Raw genomic sequence first — 21456 nt, 5'->3', positions numbered from 1 at the left:
CTCCGAGCCGGTGTCGCATAGGCTGCTGCGGGATCCACTGTGCACGCGGGGAGCAGTGTCATGAGCAGCGTCATTCACGTCGCGCCGGGATGGGCGGGGCACCACCAGACGATCCTGTCGGCGGCGTCGGCGGCGCCGCCGGGCGCCACGATCGTGCTCGCGCCCGGCGACTACCACGAGGGCATCCGGATCTTCACGGCGTTGCGGATCGTTCCGGCCCGGGGCAGCGGCACGGTGCGCTGGTCGTCCGGGCAGGGACCGGTCCTCCAGGTGTCCGGCGGCACGGTCGCGGTGTCCGGCCTGCAACTCACCGTCACCGACCGGAACAGCGGCGGGATCATGGTGGAAGGCGGCGACCTGACCCTGGAGGACTGCGAGGTGCAGGCGGCCGGCACCGCGGTGTACGTCTCGGCCGGCCGGGTGACGGTGCGCCGGTGCGGGATCCGGTCCAGTGAGGCGAACGGTGTGCAGGTGGTCGACGCCGCCGGTCTGGTGGACCAGTGCGTCATCGGCCCGGTCGGCTCGGGGGTGGTGGCCGACGGCAGCGCGGTGGACGTGACCGGCTGCACCGTGCGGGACTCCCGCGGCAACGGGCTGTATTGGCGCAACGGCGCCACCGGCACCTGCTCGGACCTGGACGTGACCGGCAGCCGGCTGCCGGCGATCGCGGTGGAGAGCGGGGCTCGCCCCACCATCCGCCGGGCCCGGCTGCACGACCTGCCCGGCCAGGCGATCATGGTGAGTGCCGCGGCGGGTGTCTTCGAGGACTGCTCGGTCGAGCGCTCGGCCTCCGACACCGCGATCCACCTGCGCGAGCGGGCCACCTCGCACTTCGACGACCTGCGCCTGACCGGGGTCGCCACCGGCATCTCGGTGCTGAGCGGCGCGGCGCCCACCATGCGGCGGGTGACGGTCACCGGCGGCACCGGGCAGGCCCTGGCGGTGGCCGACGCGGGCGGCGTCTACTCCCACCTGACGGTCACCGACCTGCGAACCAGCCTGCCGGCGGTCGGCGTCGGCGGCTCCGCGTCCGAGGTGCGCCTGGAGGCGGTACGGATCAGCGGCGTCCGCACCGCCGTCGGTGTCCAGGACGGCGCCGTCACCGTGCACGACCTCACCGTCGAGGGCGCCGCCGACATCGGCCTGGTGACGATCGGCGCCCGGCTCACCGGCACCGACCTCCGGATCTCCGGCACCCCGCTCGGGCTGGTCGCCGAACAGACCCGGCTGTCGGTGTCCGGCGCGGTCGTCACCGGCGGCAAGTCCGGGCTGGTCGTCGGCGAGGGCTGCACCGGCGACCTGATCCGGGTCGCCTCGACCGGCCACCGCGCGACCGGCATGTTCTTCACCGACTGCGGCGCCCTGGCGGTGACCGAGTGCACGGCCACCGGCAACGGTGACGACGTGGTGCTGAGCGGCACGCCACGGGTGACCTTCACCGGGCACACCGGTCCGCTGCCGGAGCCCGACGGTCCCGAGCCCGGCGGCCCGGATTCCGGGCCGGGCCGGCCGTCCGCCCCGGACCAGCCGGTGACCAGCCTCGACGTGGCGCTCGCGGAACTGGACGCGATGATCGGGCTGGGCCACGTGAAGACCGAGATCCGCCGGCTGGCCGACCTCATCGAGCATCAGCGCCGCCGGGAGGCGCAGGGCCTGCCACGCGGCGTCACACACCGGCATCTGATCTTCGCGGGCCCGCCGGGGACGGGCAAGACCGAGGTGGCGCGGCGGTACGCGGCGATCGCCTCGGCGCTCGGCGTGATCCGGCGCAACCACGTCGAGGAGGTGGACCGGTCCACCCTGGTCGGATCGGTGATCGGCGAGACGGAGAAGCTGAGCCGGGCGGCGTTCCAGCGGGCCCGCGGCGGGGTGCTGTTCATCGACGAGGCGTACGCGCTGGCCGCCGACGACAGCTCCAGCCGCGACTTCGGCCGGCACGCCGTCGAGACGATCATGAAGTTGATGGAGGATCACCGGGACGACACGGTGGTCATCGCGGCCGGCTATCCGAACGAGATGCGCAAGCTGATGGACAGCAACCCGGGGCTGCGGAGCCGGTTCGGGGCGACCATCGACTTCCCGAACTACACACCGGCGGAGCTGGTGGCGATCGTGACGAAGTTCGCCGCGGACGAGGAGTACACGGTGCCCGCCGACACCGCGGTGGCGCTGACCACGGCGCTGTCCCAGCTCGCCCGGACGCCGGGGTTCGCCAACGCGCGGGCGGCCCGCCAGGTCTTCCATGACATGAGACAGAGCCTCGCCGATCGTACGATCAAGGAAGACGCTCGTGACCGTGAGTCACTGACCGCCCTGCGCCCGGAGGACGTCGCCGCGGCGGGCCGGGCGGCGGGCATCGCCGTCGGCGTCGGCGTGGTCGACCAGGAGGAGGTGTCCCGCCTGCTCGCCGAACTCGACGCGCTGGTCGGGCTGGCCGAGGCGAAACAGGAGGTGGCCACCCTGGTCGCCCAGGTGGAACTGGCCCAGCACCGGGCCGCGCACGGCATGGCGGTCCAGCCGCTGAGCCGGCACCTGATCTTCACCGGGCCGCCCGGCACCGGGAAGACGTCGGTGGCCCGCCTCTACGGCCGTCTGCTCGCCGCGCTGGGTGTGCTCGCCAACGGCGCCATCGTCGAGGTCGGCCAGGCCGATCTGGTGGCCGGTTTCGTCGGGCAGACCGCGCTGAAGACCCGGGCCCGATTCAGCGAGGCCCGCGGCGGAGTCCTGTTCATCGACGAGGCGTACAGCCTGACCCCGCACGACGGGCCGGGCTCCGACTTCGGCCGGGAGGCGATCGAGACGCTGATCAAACTGATGGAGGACCACCGGGACGAGGTGGTCGTGGTGGCCGCCGGATACCCCGACGAGATGTCCCGTTTCCTGGCCGCCAACACCGGCCTGGCCAGCCGGTTCCGTCCGCCGATCACGTTCGCCCCGCACACCGACGACGATCTGCTGGAGATCTTCACCAGGATGGCGGAGGAACAGGACTACACGATCGCCCCGGAGACCCGGACCGCGCTGCGTGACCATCTGGCCGGTCTGCCCCGGGACCGGGGTTTCGGCAACGCCCGCGCCATGCGGCAGATCCTCGAGCTCGCCACCGGCCGGCAGGCGCTGCGCCTGCGCGGCGCGACGGTCACCCGGGAGGCGCTGACCACCCTGCTCCCGGAGGATGTGGTGGCGCCCTGACCGGCGGCCGCTCCCCGATCGGGCGGGACCTGGCCCGGCTGCGCAACCGTCGAGCGCGGCCGGCTGGACGAGCTGCGGCAACGGCTGGCTCTCTGAGATACCACGCAGGTTTACCCCGAAGGCCATACCTGCGTTGTACGAGCCACGCCCGGCCGATGACTACCATCGATTCCTCGCCAAGCCGGGGAAAGGGCCGAAGATGAGTTCCAGGGAGTACGAGGGTCACGGAATGGCGGCCACCGGGGCGCTCTTCGCCCTCTTCGTGGCGGGTCTCGGCGTCGGCGGCGCGGCGGGCTCGGCCCTGATCGGCGGTACGACCGGCCTGCTCGTCGGCGCCGGGACCGCGCTGATCCTGTCCGGTTTCGCCTACTGGTTCCTCGCCCGCGCGCTCAACTCGACAGCGACCGCCGGCGGCCGGGTATGGCACGACGAGAGCACCGTCAACAGAATCCCCATCCAGCGGTTCGCCGCCCTCAACCCCGCGCTGGGCGTCGCCCTGTACACCGGCGCGATCGGCCGGGCCACCGCCGGCTGGTTCGGCTGCCTCCTGTTCGTGATCGCCGTCGTGGCCGCCCTCGTCCTGTACCGGCGCTTCCTGAACCGGCAGCGGCTGGCGCTGCTCGCCCCCCGCCGCGACTACGCGACCGCCCACGGCCTGCACTACCGCGACAGCGACCTGCTGGCCGTCGACGGCCGCTGGACCGACCTCTACCCGACCGCGGCCGCGCTCGCCCCGGCCGGTGTGCTGGGCGGCGAGATCGACGGCCTGCCCTACACCGTCTTCGACACCATGCAACTCTCCGAGGACGGCCGCACGGTCGGCGTGGCCGCCCGCGAGCAGGTCCGCCGTACCGTCTGGGTGATCCACCTCCCGGCCGCCTACCCCCGGCTGCGCCTCACCCACGCCCGGCTGTCCCGCTTCATGAACACCACCCGCCGCCGCGAGTCGGCGGAAGCCGCCACGCTGGAGGCCGCGGACACCGCGTTCCACGAGGCCGCGCTCGCCGCCGGCGTGCTCCCCTACACCCTCCAGCACGATCTGAGCGACTGGTGGCTCGAGGGCCGCGACCTGATCACCGCCCGCACCGCCCCCGCCACCGGGCAGCCCTTCCCACCGGCCGACCTCATCACGGTCGCCACCACGCTGGCCGGCCTGGCCCGCCTCTTCACCAGCCCACCACTGGACGCCTACGGCACCACCCCACAGCACGGCGTCCCCTACGCCGACACGTCGCCCCGGCCGTGAATCCGCGCGTGCGCGCGGTCGGCGGCCTGACAGTCCTGCACGACGACATCACCGCGGCCCGGCACCTTCCCGACCTCTCCGAACGCCGGATCCTCGACCACCCCTGACACCCGGTTCGCCGGCAGCAGGCTCCAACGCGGGAACAACGAAAGCCGGACACCACATCGGGTGTCCGGCTGCATGACTTACTGGTGGGCGATACTGGGATCGAACCAGTGACCTCTTCCGTGTCAAGGAAGCGCGCTCCCGCTGCGCCAATCGCCCCGCACTGTAAAGCGAGGTGGAGACGGGATTTGAACCCGTGTACACGGCTTTGCAGGCCGTTGCCTCGCCTCTCGGCCACTCCACCGAGGCGGCCGATGCAAGGATCAGCAACAGCCTTCTCCGAGCGGAAGACGGGATTCGAACCCGCGACCCTCACCTTGGCAAGGTGATGCGCTACCACTGCGCCACTTCCGCTTGTCTCTCCGGCGTTTCCCCCGGCGACGGATGAAACACTAGCCGAGTCACCCCGGCCTTGCCAAAGCACCCCCCGCCCTCCGGGTGAATGCCCTGGTCAGAGCCCCTGCACGGCACCGGGCAGGGGCGGCCGGGCGACTAGCGGTTCTCACCGAGCAGGCGGCGGACCTCAGCCACCAGCTCGGCCTGGAACGCGACCACACTGCCATCGACGACGCCGACCCGGTAGTCCTGCCCGGTCTCCGGATGATCGGCACGGGTCAGGTCACGGTGCCCGGCTTCGCCGTCGGCGCGGCCGGCGGTGTACGCCAGAAATGCTTCTTCCATGGGGGCCTCCTCGAACACGGGCGACAATCTCGCACGCCGGAAGGCCGCAGCAATACCGGTCGCCCGTCGGAGGAGATCCACCCGGTTCGGCAGTAGGACGTCAGCCGGACGCCGGCCCATCCGGAAGTCCTCGGGTCATCCGTTCGGACCATGGGCGGGCCTGACGAGGAGGCGGCACGCGGGCACGGCGAAGCGGGACGGGGGTACGGCCCGCGTCCCGCGCCACCTGATGGACGCCGCCGCCTCGGACCGGGCGCCGGCCTGATCACCGGCTCCGTCGGGGATCAGCTGGGAAACCGTTCAGCCGGTGTCCGCCGTTGACAGTGGCTTCCTGATCGGCACACAGGACCCGCACGACCTCGCTCCGCACGATGGTCCTCGCCGACGAAGCCCAGGAGGCCCCGATGACCCCGTACGACCAGCTCACCGCCGTCTCCCCGGCGAAGACCGGCGCGACGCCAGGCATGGACGAGACGACCGCTCCGGATACGACGCCCGACACGGAGAAAACACCCGACATGGAGGCGACGACCCGCATGGAGCCGACGCCCGGCGTGCGAGCGACGACCCGCCTGGAGGCGACGCCCGGCGTTGAAGCAACAACCCGCATGGAGCTGACGCCCGACGTAGGAGTGACGACCCGCCTGGAGGCGACGCCCAACCTGGGAGCAACAACCCGCTCGGAGGCGACGCCCGGCGTGGGGGCGGCGACCGCGGCCCAGGATCCATGGGCGACGCCGACCGAGACGATCATCACGGGTGCGCCGATCACCGCTACCGAGATCATCACCGTCACGGCAAGCGCCTCGGAGAACGCCCAGAACGCCCAGGACGCCCCGGTGAACGCCTTTCCCGCGCTGGCCGCGCCACCCGTCTCGACCGAGATCGTCGCCGGGGCCGCGACCGCCGCGTTCTCGATCCCCTCGAACCGCAAGGTCCCGCCGAACAACCCGGACCCCTCGAACACCCCGGTCCCACCGAACAACCAAGTTTCGCCGAACGGCCCGCTTCCGCCGAACGGTCCGAATGCCCCGAACAGCCCGGACCCCTCGAACAGCCCGGTCGCGTCGAAGGGCCCGGTACCTCCGAAGGGCCCGTTTCCCCCGGCCGGGCCCCCGCCGGCGTCATGGGCGGCACCGCAGCCGGCCGCGGGCAGACCGAGGGGCGCCAAGAGCCCGAAGCTGGTCCTGATCGCCGCCGTCCTGGTCACCGCGATCGCCAGTTCCGGCATCACCGCCGCGGTCATGTCCGCGATCGGTGCCACCCCCGCCGCGACCACCGAGCAGACCACTCGGCAGGGCGGTCCCGGTGGCGGCGGTCCGGGCGGGATGCAGGGTGGCGGCGGCATGCCCGGCGGCGACGTGCAGGGCGGCACCCAAAACGGCACGGGCACGGGCACGGATTCGGACACGAGCACGGATTCGGACACGAGCGCGGGGACGGGGACGAGCACGGATTCGGGCACAGGCGCGAGCACGAGCACGGATTCGGGTGTGCAACCTGGCTCCGGCTTCGAACAACAGCAGGGTGCCACCCAGCAGGGCACGACGACTGAGCAGGGCACCGGCACCTGACCGTAGCCACTTGCGACTGCGACGGCCGGATCCCGGCGTGGAGCGGTCCCGGGCCGGTTGCGGTTTTGTCCGGCTGGTGACCGGGACGGGCGTGCATGACCCGCACCCGGGGACGGCCGGGAGGGAACGCCTGCCGTGGCGGCCGCGAGTCACGGGACGCTGCGTGGCCCGTACCGGAGCATGGGTGTGAGAGAACCGTCGCGCCGAAAGTCAGAGGCCGATCACGGCCGGGTCGGTGGCGAGCGATCGCAGCCGCGCGGCCGGATCGGGGACCAGCCGCCGGGTCTCCCGGTCCAGCACGCCCGCCACTCCGGTCACGGTCGCGACCGGGGTGCCGTCGTCGCGCGTGTATTCCTGCTCGACCCGGAACGTCTTCCCCTCGCCCCAGATGAACCGGCAGGTCACGTCGACCTCGTCGCCGGCGCGCAGTTCCCTGAGGTAGCGGATGGTGGTCTCGAGCACGACCGGGCCGACACCGGCGGCCGCGAGGGTGTCCAGCCGGAGACCGGCGGCGAGGAAGCACTGCCAGCGGGCGTGTTCGCCGTACTGCAGATAGACCGCCTGGTTCACGTGACCCTGGATGTCGATCTCGTAGCCACGAACCGCGATGCGCACCTGGAACAGGTCAGCCATTCCCCGATCCTGGCACGCCGGGTCCTGTCCCGTGGGCCCCGCGGGCTGCGTCGAGACACGTCACCGCCCTCCGGTGAGCCCGCGAGCCGAACCTGAACGCCGGGACGCGAGCCGGAAACTGAACGCCGGGACGCGAGCCGGAAACTGAACGCCGGACCGGCCCCGCCACTGCCGTCTGAACGGGCATGAGCAGCGAACCTTCTGGAAGGCCGGGCGATCCACCGGCAGGTGCACCGCGGAGACCGAGGGGATGCCCGACGCGCTGGCGGAGAGGCCGGCCGGCTTCGCCGAGCGGCTGATCAGTGCGGCCGGCGAGGAGTCCGCGACGGTGAGATCCACATAGACGGTGACGACTGCCACCCCTAGGCTGGGCCGGCGCGAACGTCCGTGCCGAAGGGGGGTGTGGTGCGATTCCGGCTTCTGGGTCCGGTGGAGGCAGTCGAAGGGGACCGGGTCGTCGCGCTGGGCGCTCTCAAACAGCGGCACCTGCTCGCCGCGCTGCTCTTCGACGGCGGGCACCCGGTCACCTTCGAGACCCTGATCGACCGGCTGTGGGGCGATGAGCCGCCGGCCGACGCCCGGGGCGCGCTCTATGGATACATCGCCCGGTTGCGGCGGGTCGTCAAGGACAGCGCCGGTGTCACCCTGGTCCGCTGGTCGGGCGGTTACACCCTGCAGGTCCCGCACGGCTCGGTGGATCTGTACCGCTTTCGTGAGCTGCTGGAGCTGGCGCGCGACCGGTCCGGCGGCGACCGGCTCGCGGTGCTCGACGAGGCGCTGGCCCTGTGGCGGGGCGAGGCGCTGGCCGGGCTGCCCGGCGAGTGGGCCCGGCGCACCCGCCAGAGCCTGGAGCAGCAGCGGGTCACGGCGCTTGCCGACTGGGCGGCGGTGGCGGTGGTCGGGGGCCGGCACGCCGAGGCGACCGACCGGCTGGCCGCCGCGCTGACCCGGGACCCGCTCAGCGAGCCGCTGATCGCGGCGCTGATGCGCGCGCTGCACGCGTCCGGCCGTACCGTCGAAGCTCTTGATCTTTTCGCCCGGTCCCGCAACCGGATCATCGATGAGCTGGGCGCGGAGCCCGGCCCGCTGGTGCGGGCGGCACACACCAGCGTGTTGCGCGAGCCGGCCACGGAGAGCGCGCCGCCGCGGCCGGACCGGCCCTTTCTGCTGCCGCCCGACCTGCAGGACTACACCGGGTTCGATCGGCAGGTCACCGGCACGGTGGCGGCGCTGCGGTCCGGCGGCAGCCCGGTCGTGGTGGTGTCCGGGCAGGGCGGCGCCGGGAAGACGGCGTTCGCGGTGCACGTGGCGCACGCGGTCCGCGATCACTATCCGGACGGGCTGCTGTTCCTGAACGTGGGCGGCGCCGACCCGCTGGAGCCGGCCGAGGCGCTGAGCCGGCTGCTGCGCATGCTGGGTGTCGTCGACGCGGACGTGCAGGGCCGCTGTGACCTGCGGGAACGGGAGGCGCGGTACCGGGCCGAGCTGGCCGGGCGCCGGGTGCTGGTGGTCGTGGACGATGTGGTCAGCGCCCGGCAGGTCCATCCGTTCCGGCCCGGGGACGCCGGGTCGGCGCTGCTGGTGACCAGCCGCAACCGGCTCGCCACGGTGCCCGCGAGCAGCCGGGTGGAGCTGCCGATGATGTCGGTCGCCGAGGCGTCGGCGCTGCTGACCAGGGTGATCGGCCCGGACCGGGCGGAGGCCGAGCCGGGTCAGACGGCCCGGTTGATCGCGCTGTGCGCCCGCCTGCCGCTCGCCGTCCGGGTGGCCGGGGCGCGGCTGGCGGCCCGGCCGCACTGGGCGGTCGCGCAGCTCGCCGACCGGCTCGACGACGAACGCCGGCGTCTCGACGAGCTGGCCATCGACGATCTGGAGGTGCGGGCCGGGCTGGCCGTCGGCTACCGCGGGCTGAGCCCGCGGGCGCAGGCCGCGTTCCGTGCGCTGGGCTGCCTGGACCCGCCGATGCTGACCGCGGTCACCGTGGCGGCGCTGCTGGACACCACCCTCGACGAGGCGGACGACCTGGTCGAGGAGATCACCGACGCGCGGTTGCTGGACGTGGTCGGCGCGGACGGGCCGTTCACCCTCTACCGCATGCACGACCTGGTCCGGCTCTATGCCGGGGAGCTGGCCCGAGCCGATCCGCAGGCGTTGCGGGCCACCGTCACCGGGGCGGTGACCACACTGTTGCGGCTGGTCGAGCACCTGGCCCAGCAGTTGCCGGTGGCGACTCCGCGGCTCTATCACCCGGCCGGCCTGCCCGAGCCCGGTCCGCACTGGACGGACACGATCGCCCGGATGGATCTGCGGAGCTGGTTCGACGACGAGGAACCGGCGCTGATCGCCGCGGTGGAACGGGCCGCCGCCCTGGATCTGGTGGCCCCGGCCTGCGGGCTGGCCGACGCGCTGGTGTTCGCGTCGTTCGCGGCCCGCAACAACTTCGACGGCTGGGAGCGTACGCACTCCGCGGCGTGCGCGGCTGCCGGGCGGGCCGCCGACACGCTCGCCGAGGCGGCGATGGAGTGCGGCACCGGTCAGCTGCGGTACGCCCAGGACCGGTTCCCGGAGTCCCGGCAGCACTTCTCCCGGGCCGCCACGCTGTTCGAGGCGGCCGGGCACGACCGTGGGCTGGCGGTGGCCGTCAACGGTCTCGGCACGGTCAGCCGGGAGCTGGGCGAGCACGCGACCGCGGTGCCGCTGCTGAGCCGGGCCCGGGAGATGCTGGAACGGCTCGGCGACGACGCGGGGGTGGCGCACGCCCACTACGGGCTGGGATACGCGTACCGCGAAGCCGGCGACGACGAGGTGGCGCTGAAGCATTTCGCGTCCGCGCTCGAGCTCTACCGCAAGCTCGGTCACCGGCGCGGCGAGCTGATCTCGATCCGCGGCGTCGGCCTGGTGCACCGGGCCCGCGGCGAGCTGGCCGAGGCGGAGGCGCACTGTGCCGCCGCGCACGAGATCGCCGGTGCGATCGGCGAGCGGCATCTGGCCGCGTACACCGCGCAGGCGCTGGCGAAGGTGTGGATCCGGCAGGGTGATCCGGAGCGTGGCCGGGAGCCGCTGCGGACCGCCCTGGTCGTCACCAGCGCGCGACGGGACGGGCTGGGCGCGGCGCTGGTCACCCGTACGCTCGGCGAGCTGGAGCTGGCCGCCGGCCGGCCGGGCGAGGCGATCGGCCTGCTGGACTCGGCGGCCGCCCAGTGGCGGGCCATCGGCATGGATCTCGGCCTGGCGCGGACCCTGCGGGATCTCGGCGCGGCGCGCTGCCGGACCGGCGATCACGAGGGCGCGCACCGCGACTGGGCGACGGCTGCGGAGATCTTTCACGAGCTGGGGGTACGGGAGAACGCCGAGCTGACCGCCTGGCGCGCCGGGTTCGGCTGCGCCTGCGACGCGGCGACCGTCTCGGCGTCGTGCAGCGCCCGCAGCACGTCACCGCCGGCAAGCGCCGCCGGCTCGGAGTCCGGCCAGCCGCGTGCGGCCGGCTCACCGAACAGCCGGGGATAGCCGGACACGTCGATCGGCAGCATCCGCCTGTCACACCCCGGTGGTCGGCGCCGAACGCGGAAGGTGCGGGGTCCCCCCTTGTGCTAACCCCGCACATTCCGCGTCCGCCAGGTGGGGAACGTCGAAACCGGCGCCCGCCAGCGCATCGCGTCGTCGTCCCGTTCGGCACCGGGCGACAGCCTGTCAGGTGGGCCTGCCGTCTTTCTGGCACGTTTCTGTCAGGCGTCGTCCAGCGTCGCACCCCAGCGGCGGAACTGGGTGTGCGCCTGCCGTTCGGAGCGGGCCAGCAGCCGGGCACGGCCGCCCGGCAACCGGCCGAGACCGTGGCTGACCAGCAGGTTCGCGGCGATCCGGGCGAGGCCGTACCACGGTGGACGGTACGGCAGCCCGAGATCGCGCATCGCCGCCCGGCCGAGCAGCCAGCAGCTCACCGACAGGGCACGCTCCCGTTCGTACGTCCGCCGCCACCCGGAGGTCACGTCGTCGGTCATCCCGATCAGGGCGCGGGCCAGCGCGACACTGTTGGCGTCCGGCGGCGGATCGTTGGCCAGGAAGTGGTAGAGCAGCCGGCGGCCGCGGCGCTCGGTGTGCGGCAGCCACCGCTCGTCCACGCCCATCAGCCAGCCGACGTAACTCCACAGGTGCATGACCGCGCGGGCGTCGGCGCGGGACACCCGTACCCCGAGAAGTCGCACGTGGAGCAGGAAGCTGGTGCTGAAGACGCCGAGGGTGCTGGCCTGGTCGTACTGGTTGATCGGCATGCCGCGCAGCTCCCACTCCCAGCCGGGATCGGCGGCCAGCCGGGCGTTGACCACGGCGTGCATGACCCGGACGTGCAGGGTCATCCGGAAGCCCGCGCCGTCCGGCGCCATCCCGCCGGGCGCGGTGACCGCCCGCCACCACAGCGACGTCTCCTGGATCCGGCGCAGCGACTCACCGCCGGTCAGCCGGCCGGTCCGCACCAGCGGCTCCAGCGCGGCAGCGGTCCGGTAACCGCCGAGCAGCGATCCGTACGCCAGGACCAGCCCGGCGTCCATCCCGAACGCCCGGCAGGCCTCGGCGCCGCGGGCCAGCAGCGCGTCGTCGACCCAGTCCGGCCGCCGGGAGACGGCGTCGTAGAAGGCTCGCACCGCCTCGGGCGCGTCCGCGGTCGGCCCGGCGGCGAGCGAGCGGTGCAACTCGCCCGGCGGAACCGCTGTGATCAGGCCCGCGGCCAGGTCGTCCTGGCGGGTCAGGGCCTCCTGGAGGGCGGCGATCTCCTCCGGTGTGGGGGCCGCCCCGGGCCCGGCGACCAGTCGCAGCGGCCGGGCGGCCCGCTCCGACCAGGCCCGGTCCTGCCCGAACCGGCCGGGCAACCGCGGATCGGCGTGCGTCGTCATGCCTCGACGATAAAAGGAGCGAAACCTCGTTCACCACTCGTCATGAGGCCGGCTGCTGCCGGAGATCTTCACGTGAGCCCGGCGTTGATGGCTTCCATCGAAGCCTTGAACGCCTCGATCGCCTGCGTCCGGTATTGCGGCTTCTTGTCGCCCTTCACGTCCGTGGTGATGTAGTCGAACTTCGCAATCACCGAAATGTTGTCGCCCATGACGGCCTGGAAGCGGAAGTTGTACTGATATCCATGGATGCCGTTCTTGCAGGGCTTGGCCGCACACGGCAACTCGTCGGTCAATGGATCTGCTTGATCGAGGGTGAGCAGTTCCTCCGCGGTCTCGGGCGTGTACTTCGGGGAGGGGATCGTCCGCATCTCTTCGTCTGTGTATCGACCGTAGTCGAATCTGGCACGACCGAAGACAGGTACCTTGGCGGCAACGTCGTAGTACTCGCCGTCCGGCTCGATACCGCACAACGGCACATTGGTCGCCCCGACTGAGTAATGGAACGCGGGACTGTACTGGACAGTCCCGTTGCCAGGCAGCGCCACCGTCCTGTCCAGCGTTTCACAAACCGCGGCGAGCTCGGCCTCCGTGGCTCGCTGGACACCGGCTGCCGCCGGGGATGCCGAGGGCGGCGGCTCGGATGGCGGCTGCGACTCGACATCTCCGGGTTCGGCTGACGAGTCGCAGCCCGCCAGCAGAAACAGGACCACGGCACTCGTCACCACTCGTCTCATCATCGAGTCGCCTCCGTCTCGTAGCCCTGCCCGCTCGTGTCGTTGTCGCCCGGGGTCGTGTCGTTGACATATGAGGGCGCACCCGGAATGTGCACCTTCCAGCCGCTGCGGTCGGTGTCCCCCGCCCAGTCACGAGCCTGGCCCGGAGCGGGTGGCTCGTCCCAGTCCGTCATTACGGAGTCGAAGGCGGCCTTGGCCTCCGCGTCAGTCGCCGCGTAGAACTGCGCCGCCGCCTTGATCTGCTCGCCCGCCAGATAGAGGCGTCCGCAGGCGGTCCTCAGGTATTCGCCGTACTCCACGACCATAGCCTTGACCTTTGGGTCGGCGCTGCCTTCGGAACCGTCCGCAGTGGCCAGCGAGGCATCGGCCGCCTGCACTGCCGCGATCTTCGGGATGAGCTGTTTCTCGTAGATCGCCGCGCATTCGAAGCAGGTGTCGGCGAGTTCCAGGACGTCGTCGATGCGAATGTGGAACTCCCTGCTGTCGCGGTTGCCAGTGGCGGTGTTCTCGGTCAGGTCGTACAACTCCAGGTTGAAGCTGTGCAGCCCGAAGACGGCGTCGCGGAGGGCGTGGATGCCGTTGTTGTAGTCGTTCTCCCGGGAGAAGAGGTCGTCGGCCTGCTCGTCGAGGTGGCCCCATAGAGCCGTTATCACCGACTCGACATCGTGGGCGTACACGGTTTGCTTGATCTTCGGTGCGAAGTTCTGCCCCATGATGCCGATGAGTTGGACACTCGCGCCGATGGCTGCCACCGGTGGGTTCCAGGCGCCGGCGATGCTGAGCGCCGTGCCCATCCCCTGGAAGGTCTGCCACATCGGGTTGAGGTCGGTGGTGATCTCCTTGGTCTCATCGAGGGCCTTGCCGGCGTCGCTGAGGATTTTCAGCGAGCCGGACCGCATCTCCTGGATGATGGTGCCTCTGGCGCTGTAGAGATTGTGGATGCTCGCTGCGATCCCGGCCTGGTTGTGCAGGGTCGGAGCGATCGAGGCGAAGAAGCCGTCCTTGAAGGTGGTGGCGGCCAGCCCGGTCCAGCCTGTGTACCAGCCCGCGTTCTCGCCGTTCTCGCCGACGAGCTTGGCAACCTTATTGATCAGGTCGGTGTTGCTCGCGAGTGTGAAACCGGCGTCGGAGTCGACAGCGGACTCCAGACCCAGGGTGCTGCCGATCGTGAGGAGCGCCTGCTGTGCCCCCTCGATCGCGCGCTGATCATGTCTGTCGAACTGCGGCAGCTTTCCGAGAACCGCGCTGCCTTCGGCGTGTGCCCAGTACTCGACGTGCTGCATGATCGAATTCATCCCGCAGGTGACCTCGCTCGGCGCGACCACCTCATTGCCGTAGCGATCGGTCGCGAACAACAACCCGGAGCCCGACAGCGGGGCGTTGATGCGTCCCGGACAGGAGGGCACACCGCTTTGCTGGTCGCCCTCCGCCCATTCGACGACCTCGCACGGACCGTAGATCAGGTGAAGCCGGTTGATCGGATCCCAGTAGTCCCAGAGGTCCTCCCCATAGGGAGCCTGGTACCGATGGAACGCGGTCCTGAATTCGCGGTTCTCCCAGCAGGCGGCCGCGACCTCTTTACGCCAACGCTTCGTCAGGGCCTTGCGGAACGCGTTCACTTCGGCTTCGAGCGCGGCGTAGAAGTTGGTGTCGTAGATGATGCCGCCGGCCACGTCGACCTCCCCCGTGAATTCCTGCTCCTCCTCCTAGCCAGTCACGTGCCAAGCGCTAGCGATCGGAGCATGTAAGTCGTTGATCTAGCGTTGAGCTGTCAGCCGCGAGCCCAGATGTCGCATCCGACCTCGCAGGACTGAACAAGCCGGTGCCGGAAGACGAGTCGCTGTTGTGACTCCTCGAGGTGGTACACGCCGATGGCGAGCCCTGGGTTCACTACTCGCTCATGTTTCGCACGAAGTCGGCACAGATGATGAGAGTCGCGAGATCACCGGATGGCGGACGGGAAGGCTCTCTTCGAGGCGCTGATCGAAGACATCGAGGTCCCGTCGGACGACAGCGTCGTCCCGCGTTTCAGCATCCCGACCGCCACCAACGGCAAAGGGCTGACCCTGAGGCCAGCCCTTGATCAATTACCTGATGACGGCGCCGTTCGCGCGCTGCCGACCATGGTGGGCGATACTGGGATCGAACCAGTGACCTCTTCCGTGTCAAGGAAGCGCGCTCCCGCTGCGCCAATCGCCCCTGCAACAACTTCCGAAGAAGCGAGCGAGGTGGAGACGGGATTTGAACCCGTGTACACGGCTTTGCAGGCCGTTGCCTCGCCTCTCGGCCACTCCACCGAGGTGACCCCGCGTTCAAGGCCTCTCCGAGCGGAAGACGGGATTCGAACCCGCGACCCTCACCTTGGCAAGGTGATGCGCTACCACTGCGCCACTTCCGCTTGTCTCTCCGGCGTTTCCCCCGGCGACGAGAGAACTTTATCCGGTCACCCCTCGAAGCTCCAAACCGGGGGTCCCCGCGTGTCGCGCCAGGGGTCATCATGGGCGGCGTGGAGATCACCAAGTGGTACCTGGAGCAGGACTCCCCCGGCCAGATCCGCCCTGCTCGCGAGCCCGCGACGGCGGCGCCGATCATCCGGGCCGAGGTGCCGAGCCCGGAGCTGAGCCGCTATCTGTACACCGCGGTCGGCGGCGACTGGCACTGGACCGACCGGCTGCCCTGGACCTGGCCGCAGTGGCAGGACTACCTGGATCAGCCGGGCGTCGAGACGTGGATCGCCTACCGGCACGGCACCCCGGCCGGCTACATCGAGCTGGACGGCCACGAACCCGGCCTCGTCGAGATCGCCTATTTCGGTCTGCTGCCGCAGTTCACCGGGCAGGGCCTCGGCGGCCATCTGCTGACCACCGGCCTCCGGCACGCCTGGAGCCTGCCCGAACGCCATCCCGGCCACCCGCCGGTCCAGCGCGTCGTCGTCGACACGTGCAGCCTGGACGGCCCCGCCGCCCTCGTGAACTACCAGGCCCGCGGGATGCGCCTCTACCGCACCGAGACGATCCCGTACCACCAGGCGGCCACTCCCGGTCCGTGGCCGGGTGCCGCAAAAGATCTTTAGGACCTGATGCGGTACGGGCCACGCGAGTCCCGTGTCAGTCCGGCCCGGGTGGCTGCCCGCGCACGGCCGACTCGCACGCTGCGGGCCGAGGCGGTGGTTCCGGCTGGTCGTCAGGGTCGTCTCAGCGGCGCCGAGACGACCCTGACGACCAGCCGGGGGTCTTACGCGATCGGCAGGCCCGGTGAGGTGAAGGCGCGGCCGTCGTCGGTGACCGCGGCCGACTCGTACCCTTCGGCGACCCGCGCGGCCAGCCAGGACAGGCCGGGTTCGCCCATCGCCAGGGCGGCGGTGGCGTACGCGTCGGCGACCGCCAGATCCGGCCCGGTGACGGTGACCGACCGCAGCCCGGACGCCGGCCGCCCGGCCACCGGGTTCCAGACGTGCGCGCCCCGCTCGTACGTCCCCGAGGTCGCGACCGCCCCATCGGTGACCGCGAGCACCCAGGCGAGTTTGTCCGCCTCCCAGGGGTGGCGGACGCCGACCCGCCAGGGCCGCCCGCCGGGTCCGGCCCCCCGCATCCGGATGTCGCCGCCGGCGCCGATGTGATGCCGCAGCGAACCGGCCTCGGCGAGCCGCCGGGAGGCCACCTCGACCGACCAGCCCTTGACGTATCCGGACGGGTCGAGCGGGCCGCCCGCGTACGCGTCGAAGTATCCGTCGGTGTCGCGCCACAGGTCCGCGCACCGGTCCAGCACGAACCGGAGATCGTCCGAGCAGTCCTGGAGCCGCAGCGCGCCGTCGCGGAAGCGGCACACCTCACTGTCCGGCTTGTAGGTGCTGAACCTGGCGTCCACCTCGTGCAGCCACGCGCACGTCGCGTCGATCAGCTCCCGGAGGCGAGGGGCGGGAAGGTCGTCGGCCAGCTCGATGCTGACGACCGTACCCATGACCTCTTCGACGTGGCGCACGAACCGGAACCCTACGCGCCTGCCTTGTCCAGCGCCGCCTGAAGCGACTGGGAGTAGGACTGGCTGGTGAACGTCGCTCCGGAGACGGCGTCGACGTCGGCGCTCTGCGCCTTGAGCGCGGAGGCGTTGAGCTTCTCCACGGCCTTCGGGTTGATCGTGCCGCTGAACCCGTCGGTCGGCGCCGTCGCGTTCGCGCTGGAGATCTTCCCGCCGCTGATCTTGATGGTGACCTGGACCGTGCCGTACGGGTTCTGCACGGCCTTGCCCTTGTAGGTGCCGGCCTTGAGCCCGGCCTCCTCCGCCTCCGCCGTCTTCCCCCCGGCCGGAGCGGCGGGCGCGGTGGTCTTCTTGCCGCCGGCGGGCTTCTTGCCGGCCGGCGGCGCTGTCGCGTCGGCGCCGGCCTCGTCGATCTCGGGCTCCTCGGCGGCGGCGCCGTTCGCCGCGGCGGCCACCGGCACGGCCGCGGGCTGCACGCTCAGCCGGACCCCGAGGATCAGGGCCGCGCCGGTCAGCGTGCCGAGGGCGGCTGCGGTACTACGTCGCATCGGGAAACTCCTAGATCCGTAGGGGAACGGGTCAGAACTCGAAGGGGTCCAGGTGGAGCTGGCTGTCCGGCACGTCCAGCTGCTTGAGCGTGTCGACGGCCGCGTCGACGAGCCCGGGCGGGCCGCACAGGTAGACGTCGCGGCGGTTCACGTCCGGCACCAGGCCGCGCAGCCCGTCCGGGGTGAACAGCCGGCGCGGGCCGGGGTCGTTACGGCCGCCGACGATGTAGCGCACCCAGGCGTCCCGCTGCTCGGCCAGGTCCTCCAGCTCGGTGCGGAAGACCAGCTCGTCCGGGCGGCTGGCCCGGTAGATCACGATGGTGTCCGGCGGCATGTCCTCGAGCAGCGCGCGGATCGGGGCGATGCCGCTGCCACCGGCGATCAGCAGGGCCCGGCGCCGGGTCCGGCGCTCCGCGGTGAACGTGCCGAACGGGCCCTCCGCCCAGATCGGCGTGCCCGGGCGCATCGTCGCCAGCTTGCGGGTGTGCCCGCCGGCGATGGTGACGGTGAGCCGCAGCCACTGCGGGTTCGGGGCCGCCGACAGCGAGAACGGGTGCGACTGCCACCAGCCGTTCGCGGTCAGGAACCGCCACCGCATGAACTGCCCGGCCTGCACCGGAAGCTTGTCCAGCCGCTTGCCCTCGATGTAGATCGAGAACGTGTTGGCGCCCTCGCCGACCACCTCGGCGACGCTGAACCGGTGCCGGGCGTTGAGCCACAGCGGCTCGACGATGCGGCCCCAGAACAGCGCGGCGATCGTGATGCAGCCGAGCGCCGGCCAGAACACCGAGGCGAACCTCCCGCTCATGTCGGCGCCCGCGGCGATCTGGTGGCCGTACCCCAGAAGCAGGACGGCGTAGCTGCTCAGGTGGATCAGGTGCCAGAGCTCGTAGTTGAGGATGTTGCGGATGAACCGGATCGAGATCAGCGCGATGAACACCAGCAGACCGGTCGCGATCGTGGCGCTGATCATCTCCGGGAACGTGGTGATCACGGTCCAGCCCTGCTCGACGACGCCGGTGCCGGCGGTGAGCGCGTAGCCATACACGATGAAGACGATGTGCGCGACCACGAAGGTCAGCAGCGAGGTGCCCAGCCAGCGGTGCCAGCGCAACAGGTCGCGGGACCCGACCCACTCCTCCAGCCAGGAGACCCGGCTCATCATCAGCAGCTGGATGAAGAGCAGGTAACCGCCGATCAGCCCGGTCACCCGGCCGGCCGCGATCATCATGGTGGCGGTGTCGCTGATCGCCCCGGCCTGGGTGTTGAACAGCCAGAGCGCGACGCTGGTGGCCAGGCCGGAGAAGAACAGCAGCACGGTGAAGAGTCGGTTGCCGCTGGTCGACTCGCCGGGCGGGCGCTCGTCACGGATCGGGACGCCGGAGCCGGCCTTCCAGCCGGTCGGGTCGGTCTCCGAGGAGACCACGATGTCGCCGCGGCGGTGGCTGTCCGGGGCGGCGTACGGCTGCCCGTACTGGGGCTGCGCGTACTGCTGCTGGTCGTACCGGGCCTGGTCGTACTGGGGCTGCGGTTGTTGCTGGTCCGGCCACGGCGGCAGGGACGGGCCGTCCCAGCCCTGACGGGAGGCGTCGTCGTCCCGGAGGCCGGAGAAATACCGATCGTCGTCGGGCAGCTCCCGTTGATCCCGGAAAGCCGGAATAGTCAACGTCCTCACCTGCTCAGCAGTCGTCTCTCGGCGCCTGCCACCCCATGCGGCCGACGTGACGACCCGGTGCACGGAAGGGCCGTCATGGTTGGGTACGCGCATCACGCCGAGTTGGCTCAACGAGATCAGAAAAATCCCAGAGGTTAGGTTCTTGAGAATGAGTTCCAGCGCGGTGGTCACGGTGGCCGGCATCGGTGCGGGCGGCTGGCCGGATCTGTCCGGTACGGCCCAGCGCGCCCTGACCGGCGCCGACGTGATCCTCGGCAGTTCCCGGCAGCTCGACCTGCTGCCCGAGACGGTCGCGGCGCGCCGCGTGCCCTGGCCGTCCCCGCTGGTCCCGGCCCTGCCCGGCCTGCTCGAAGCGGAACGGGGACGGCAGGTGTGCGTGCTGGCCAGCGGCGACCCGATGTTCCACGGCATCGGCGCCACCCTGGTCCGCCTGCTCGGCGCCGGCGCGGTGCGGGTGCTGCCGCACCCGTCGTCGGTGTCGCTGGCCGCCGCCCGGCTCGGCTGGGATCTCGCCGGGACCGACGTGGTGAGCTTGGTCACCGCGCCCGTCGAGACCCTGAACCGGCTGATCAATCCCGGTCGCCGCATCCTGGTGCTCTCCGCCGGCGCGCACACCCCCGCCGCCGTCGCCGCCCGGCTCGTCGACCGCGGGTACGGTGCCGCCACCATGACCGTTCTGGAACAGCTCGGCGGCCCCGGCGAACGGATCCTGACCGGGACCGCGGACGGCTGGGTACTACCGGACGGCGACCCGCTCAACGTGGTCGCCATCGCCTGCGGCGACGGACCCGCCACCGGTGTCGTGCCCGGCCTGCCCGACACCTCGTACGCCGGCGACGGTCAGCTGACCAAACGGGAGATCCGGGCGGTCACCCTGGCCGCGCTCGCCCCCGCCCCCGGCGAACTGCTGTGGGACGTCGGAGGCGGCTCCGGCAGCATCGGCATCGAATGGATGCGCGCCCACCCCGCGTGCCGGGCGATCACGATCGAGTCGTCGGCCGAACGGGCCGCCGTCATCACCGCCAACGCGGCCGCGCTCGGCGTTCCCGGCCTGCGCGTGATCCACGGCCGGGCGCCGGCCGCCCTCGACGGGCTCCCCCAGCCGGACACGATCTTCATCGGGGGCGGGCTGACGCGTGACGGCGTCCTGGACCGCTGTCTCGCCGCCCTGCGTCCCGGCGGGCGCCTGGTCGCGAACGCCGTGACGGTGGAGTCCGAGGCGGTGCTGGCCGCCGCCTACGCCCGGCTCGGCGGCGAACTCACCCGGCTCACCGTGCAGCGCGGCGCCCCGGTCGGCGGGTTCACCGGCTGGCGCTCCGCCATGCCGGTCACCATCTGGTCGGTGATCCCGCGATGACCGTCCCCCACACTCCTCCCCCTCTCGACAACCTGGTGGTGCTGCGATGACCGTTCACTTCATCGGCGCCGGCCCCGGGGCCGCCGACCTGATCACGCTGCGCGGCCACCGCCTGATCGCCTCGTCCCCGGTCTGCCTCTACGCCGGCAGCCTGGTCCCCGCCGAACTCCTGGACGCCTGCCCACCCGGCGCCCGCAAGATCGACACCGCGAACCTGAACCTGGACGAGATCATCGCCGAGATGGTCGCCGCCCACCGGTCCGGTGTGGACGTCGCCCGCCTGCACTCCGGCGACCCCTCCGTGTTCAGCGCCGTCGCCGAACAGATGCGCCGCCTCGACACCGCGGGCATCCCCTACGACGTGACCCCGGGCGTACCCGCCTTCGCCGCCGCCGCCGCATCCCTGGGCCGCGAGTTCACCGTCCCCGAGGTCGCCCAGACGGTCATCCTCACCCGGACCGCCGAACGCGCCACCGCCATGCCACCCGGCGAGGACCTCGCCACCCTCAGCGTCAGCCGCGCCACCATGGTGCTGCACCTGGCCGTCCAGCGGATCGGCGCCGTCGTCGACGAACTCCTCCCCGAGTACGGGGCCGACTGCCCGGTCGCGGTCGTCGCCCGCGCCTCCCGGCCCGACGAGCTGATCATCCGCGGGACCCTCGCCGACATCGCCGCCAAGGTCGAGGACTCGGGCGTACGCCGTACCGCGGTGATCGTCGTCGGCGCCGCCCTGACCGCCGCCCAGTTCCCCGACAGCCACCTGTACTCCACCACCCGCTGCCGCTGACCCGCGCGGGCTGAGGGGAGGCGGCCCGCCCACCCACGGGAACAGGCGTGCCGACTTGCT

Annotated in this window: 15 protein-coding genes and 6 tRNA genes; 7 read left to right on the top strand and 14 right to left on the bottom strand. The window is 71.6% G+C overall.

The features are described from left to right. Positions 1–60 precede the first annotated feature (60 nt). Both Aut01nite_RS39930 and Aut01nite_RS39925 read left to right on the top strand, forming a co-directional pair. Positions 61–3192 carry an AAA family ATPase gene (locus Aut01nite_RS39930; RefSeq protein ID WP_043526512.1) on the top strand — a complete coding sequence of 1044 codons (3132 nt, stop codon included), beginning with the start codon at positions 61–63 and terminating at the stop codon, positions 3190–3192. A gap of 199 nt (positions 3193–3391) precedes the next feature. After that, on the top strand, positions 3392–4438 hold the full coding sequence (locus Aut01nite_RS39925) for a hypothetical protein (RefSeq protein WP_152628776.1): 1047 nt from the start codon (positions 3392–3394) through the stop codon (positions 4436–4438). 189 nt (positions 4439–4627) lie between these two features. On the opposite strand, the gene Aut01nite_RS39920 is transcribed toward Aut01nite_RS39925, so the two are convergent. The 4 genes from Aut01nite_RS39920 to Aut01nite_RS39905 form a co-directional block, all read right to left on the bottom strand. Continuing rightward, a tRNA-Val gene (locus Aut01nite_RS39920) sits at positions 4628–4702 on the bottom strand. Between the two features lie 14 nt (positions 4703–4716). Beyond that, positions 4717–4787 (bottom strand) — tRNA-Cys (locus tag Aut01nite_RS39915). 38 nt (positions 4788–4825) lie between these two features. Next, positions 4826–4897 (bottom strand) — tRNA-Gly (locus tag Aut01nite_RS39910). Between the two features lie 138 nt (positions 4898–5035). Continuing rightward, positions 5036–5224: a hypothetical protein gene (locus Aut01nite_RS39905; protein WP_043526507.1), complete on the bottom strand. Its 189-nt coding sequence runs from the start codon at positions 5222–5224 to the stop codon at positions 5036–5038. 404 nt (positions 5225–5628) lie between these two features. Between Aut01nite_RS39905 and Aut01nite_RS39900 the strand changes: the two genes are divergently transcribed. Continuing rightward, the gene (locus Aut01nite_RS39900; RefSeq protein ID WP_161790656.1) at positions 5629–6798 is read left to right on the top strand and encodes a hypothetical protein; all 1170 of its coding nucleotides are present in this window, start codon (positions 5629–5631) and stop codon (positions 6796–6798) included. Between the two features lie 210 nt (positions 6799–7008). Here Aut01nite_RS39900 and Aut01nite_RS39895 read toward each other — a convergent pair whose 3' ends face one another. Then, entirely contained in the window at positions 7009–7431 is a 423-nt protein-coding gene (locus Aut01nite_RS39895; protein WP_043526502.1) for an acyl-CoA thioesterase, read from the bottom strand. Positions 7432–7836: 405 nt separating this feature from the next. On the opposite strand from Aut01nite_RS39895, the gene Aut01nite_RS39890 reads away from it, so the two are divergent. After that, entirely contained in the window at positions 7837–10938 is a 3102-nt protein-coding gene (locus Aut01nite_RS39890) for an AfsR/SARP family transcriptional regulator (RefSeq protein ID WP_161790655.1), read from the top strand. A gap of 218 nt (positions 10939–11156) precedes the next feature. Here Aut01nite_RS39890 and Aut01nite_RS39885 read toward each other — a convergent pair whose 3' ends face one another. From Aut01nite_RS39885 to Aut01nite_RS39860, 6 genes are all read right to left on the bottom strand, one after another. Further along, positions 11157–12317, bottom strand: coding sequence for an oxygenase MpaB family protein (locus Aut01nite_RS39885; protein ID WP_043526501.1), 1161 nt, complete (start codon positions 12315–12317; stop codon positions 11157–11159). Positions 12318–12385: 68 nt separating this feature from the next. Beyond that, positions 12386–13042: a hypothetical protein gene (locus Aut01nite_RS39880; RefSeq protein ID WP_043526499.1), complete on the bottom strand. Its 657-nt coding sequence runs from the start codon at positions 13040–13042 to the stop codon at positions 12386–12388. 8 nt (positions 13043–13050) lie between these two features. After that, positions 13051–14724 carry a hypothetical protein gene (locus tag Aut01nite_RS39875; protein WP_043526498.1) on the bottom strand — a complete coding sequence of 558 codons (1674 nt, stop codon included), beginning with the start codon at positions 14722–14724 and terminating at the stop codon, positions 13051–13053. Between the two features lie 451 nt (positions 14725–15175). Then, a tRNA-Val gene (locus Aut01nite_RS39870) sits at positions 15176–15250 on the bottom strand. A gap of 27 nt (positions 15251–15277) precedes the next feature. Beyond that, a tRNA-Cys gene (locus Aut01nite_RS39865) sits at positions 15278–15348 on the bottom strand. 29 nt (positions 15349–15377) lie between these two features. Beyond that, positions 15378–15449: transfer RNA gene (locus Aut01nite_RS39860), tRNA-Gly, on the bottom strand. Positions 15450–15557: 108 nt separating this feature from the next. Between Aut01nite_RS39860 and Aut01nite_RS39855 the strand changes: the two genes are divergently transcribed. Beyond that, on the top strand, positions 15558–16124 hold the full coding sequence (locus tag Aut01nite_RS39855) for a GNAT family N-acetyltransferase (RefSeq protein ID WP_043526573.1): 567 nt from the start codon (positions 15558–15560) through the stop codon (positions 16122–16124). 161 nt (positions 16125–16285) lie between these two features. Here the strand turns inward: Aut01nite_RS39855 and Aut01nite_RS39850 are convergent, their stop codons facing one another. The 3 genes from Aut01nite_RS39850 to Aut01nite_RS39840 are packed head-to-tail and all read right to left on the bottom strand — an operon-like array spanning position 16286 to position 19252. Beyond that, the gene (locus Aut01nite_RS39850; protein WP_043526496.1) at positions 16286–17011 is read right to left on the bottom strand and encodes an FAD:protein FMN transferase; all 726 of its coding nucleotides are present in this window, start codon (positions 17009–17011) and stop codon (positions 16286–16288) included. 32 nt (positions 17012–17043) lie between these two features. Beyond that, a complete protein-coding gene (locus Aut01nite_RS39845; protein WP_043526495.1) occupies positions 17044–17577 on the bottom strand; it encodes an FMN-binding protein in 534 nt (177 codons plus the stop codon). A 31-nt stretch (positions 17578–17608) separates the two neighbouring features. Next, the gene (locus tag Aut01nite_RS39840) at positions 17609–19252 is read right to left on the bottom strand and encodes a ferredoxin reductase family protein (RefSeq protein WP_236642765.1); all 1644 of its coding nucleotides are present in this window, start codon (positions 19250–19252) and stop codon (positions 17609–17611) included. 148 nt (positions 19253–19400) lie between these two features. Here Aut01nite_RS39840 and Aut01nite_RS39835 point away from each other — a divergent pair, with 148 nt between their 5' ends. Beyond that, positions 19401–20609: a bifunctional cobalt-precorrin-7 (C(5))-methyltransferase/cobalt-precorrin-6B (C(15))-methyltransferase gene (locus tag Aut01nite_RS39835; protein WP_043526491.1), complete on the top strand. Its 1209-nt coding sequence runs from the start codon at positions 19401–19403 to the stop codon at positions 20607–20609. Between the two features lie 46 nt (positions 20610–20655). Further along, positions 20656–21396 carry a precorrin-4 C(11)-methyltransferase gene (cobM, locus tag Aut01nite_RS39830; protein ID WP_043526489.1) on the top strand — a complete coding sequence of 247 codons (741 nt, stop codon included), beginning with the start codon at positions 20656–20658 and terminating at the stop codon, positions 21394–21396. Positions 21397–21456 lie beyond the last annotated feature (60 nt).

Origin of the sequence: Actinoplanes utahensis (genome assembly GCF_016862455.1) — a bacterium.
Taxonomy (GTDB): Bacteria; Actinomycetota; Actinomycetes; order Mycobacteriales; family Micromonosporaceae; genus Actinoplanes; species Actinoplanes utahensis.
Note: the sequence above shows the minus strand (reverse complement) of the source record. Positions and strands in the feature narration are given on the sequence as shown.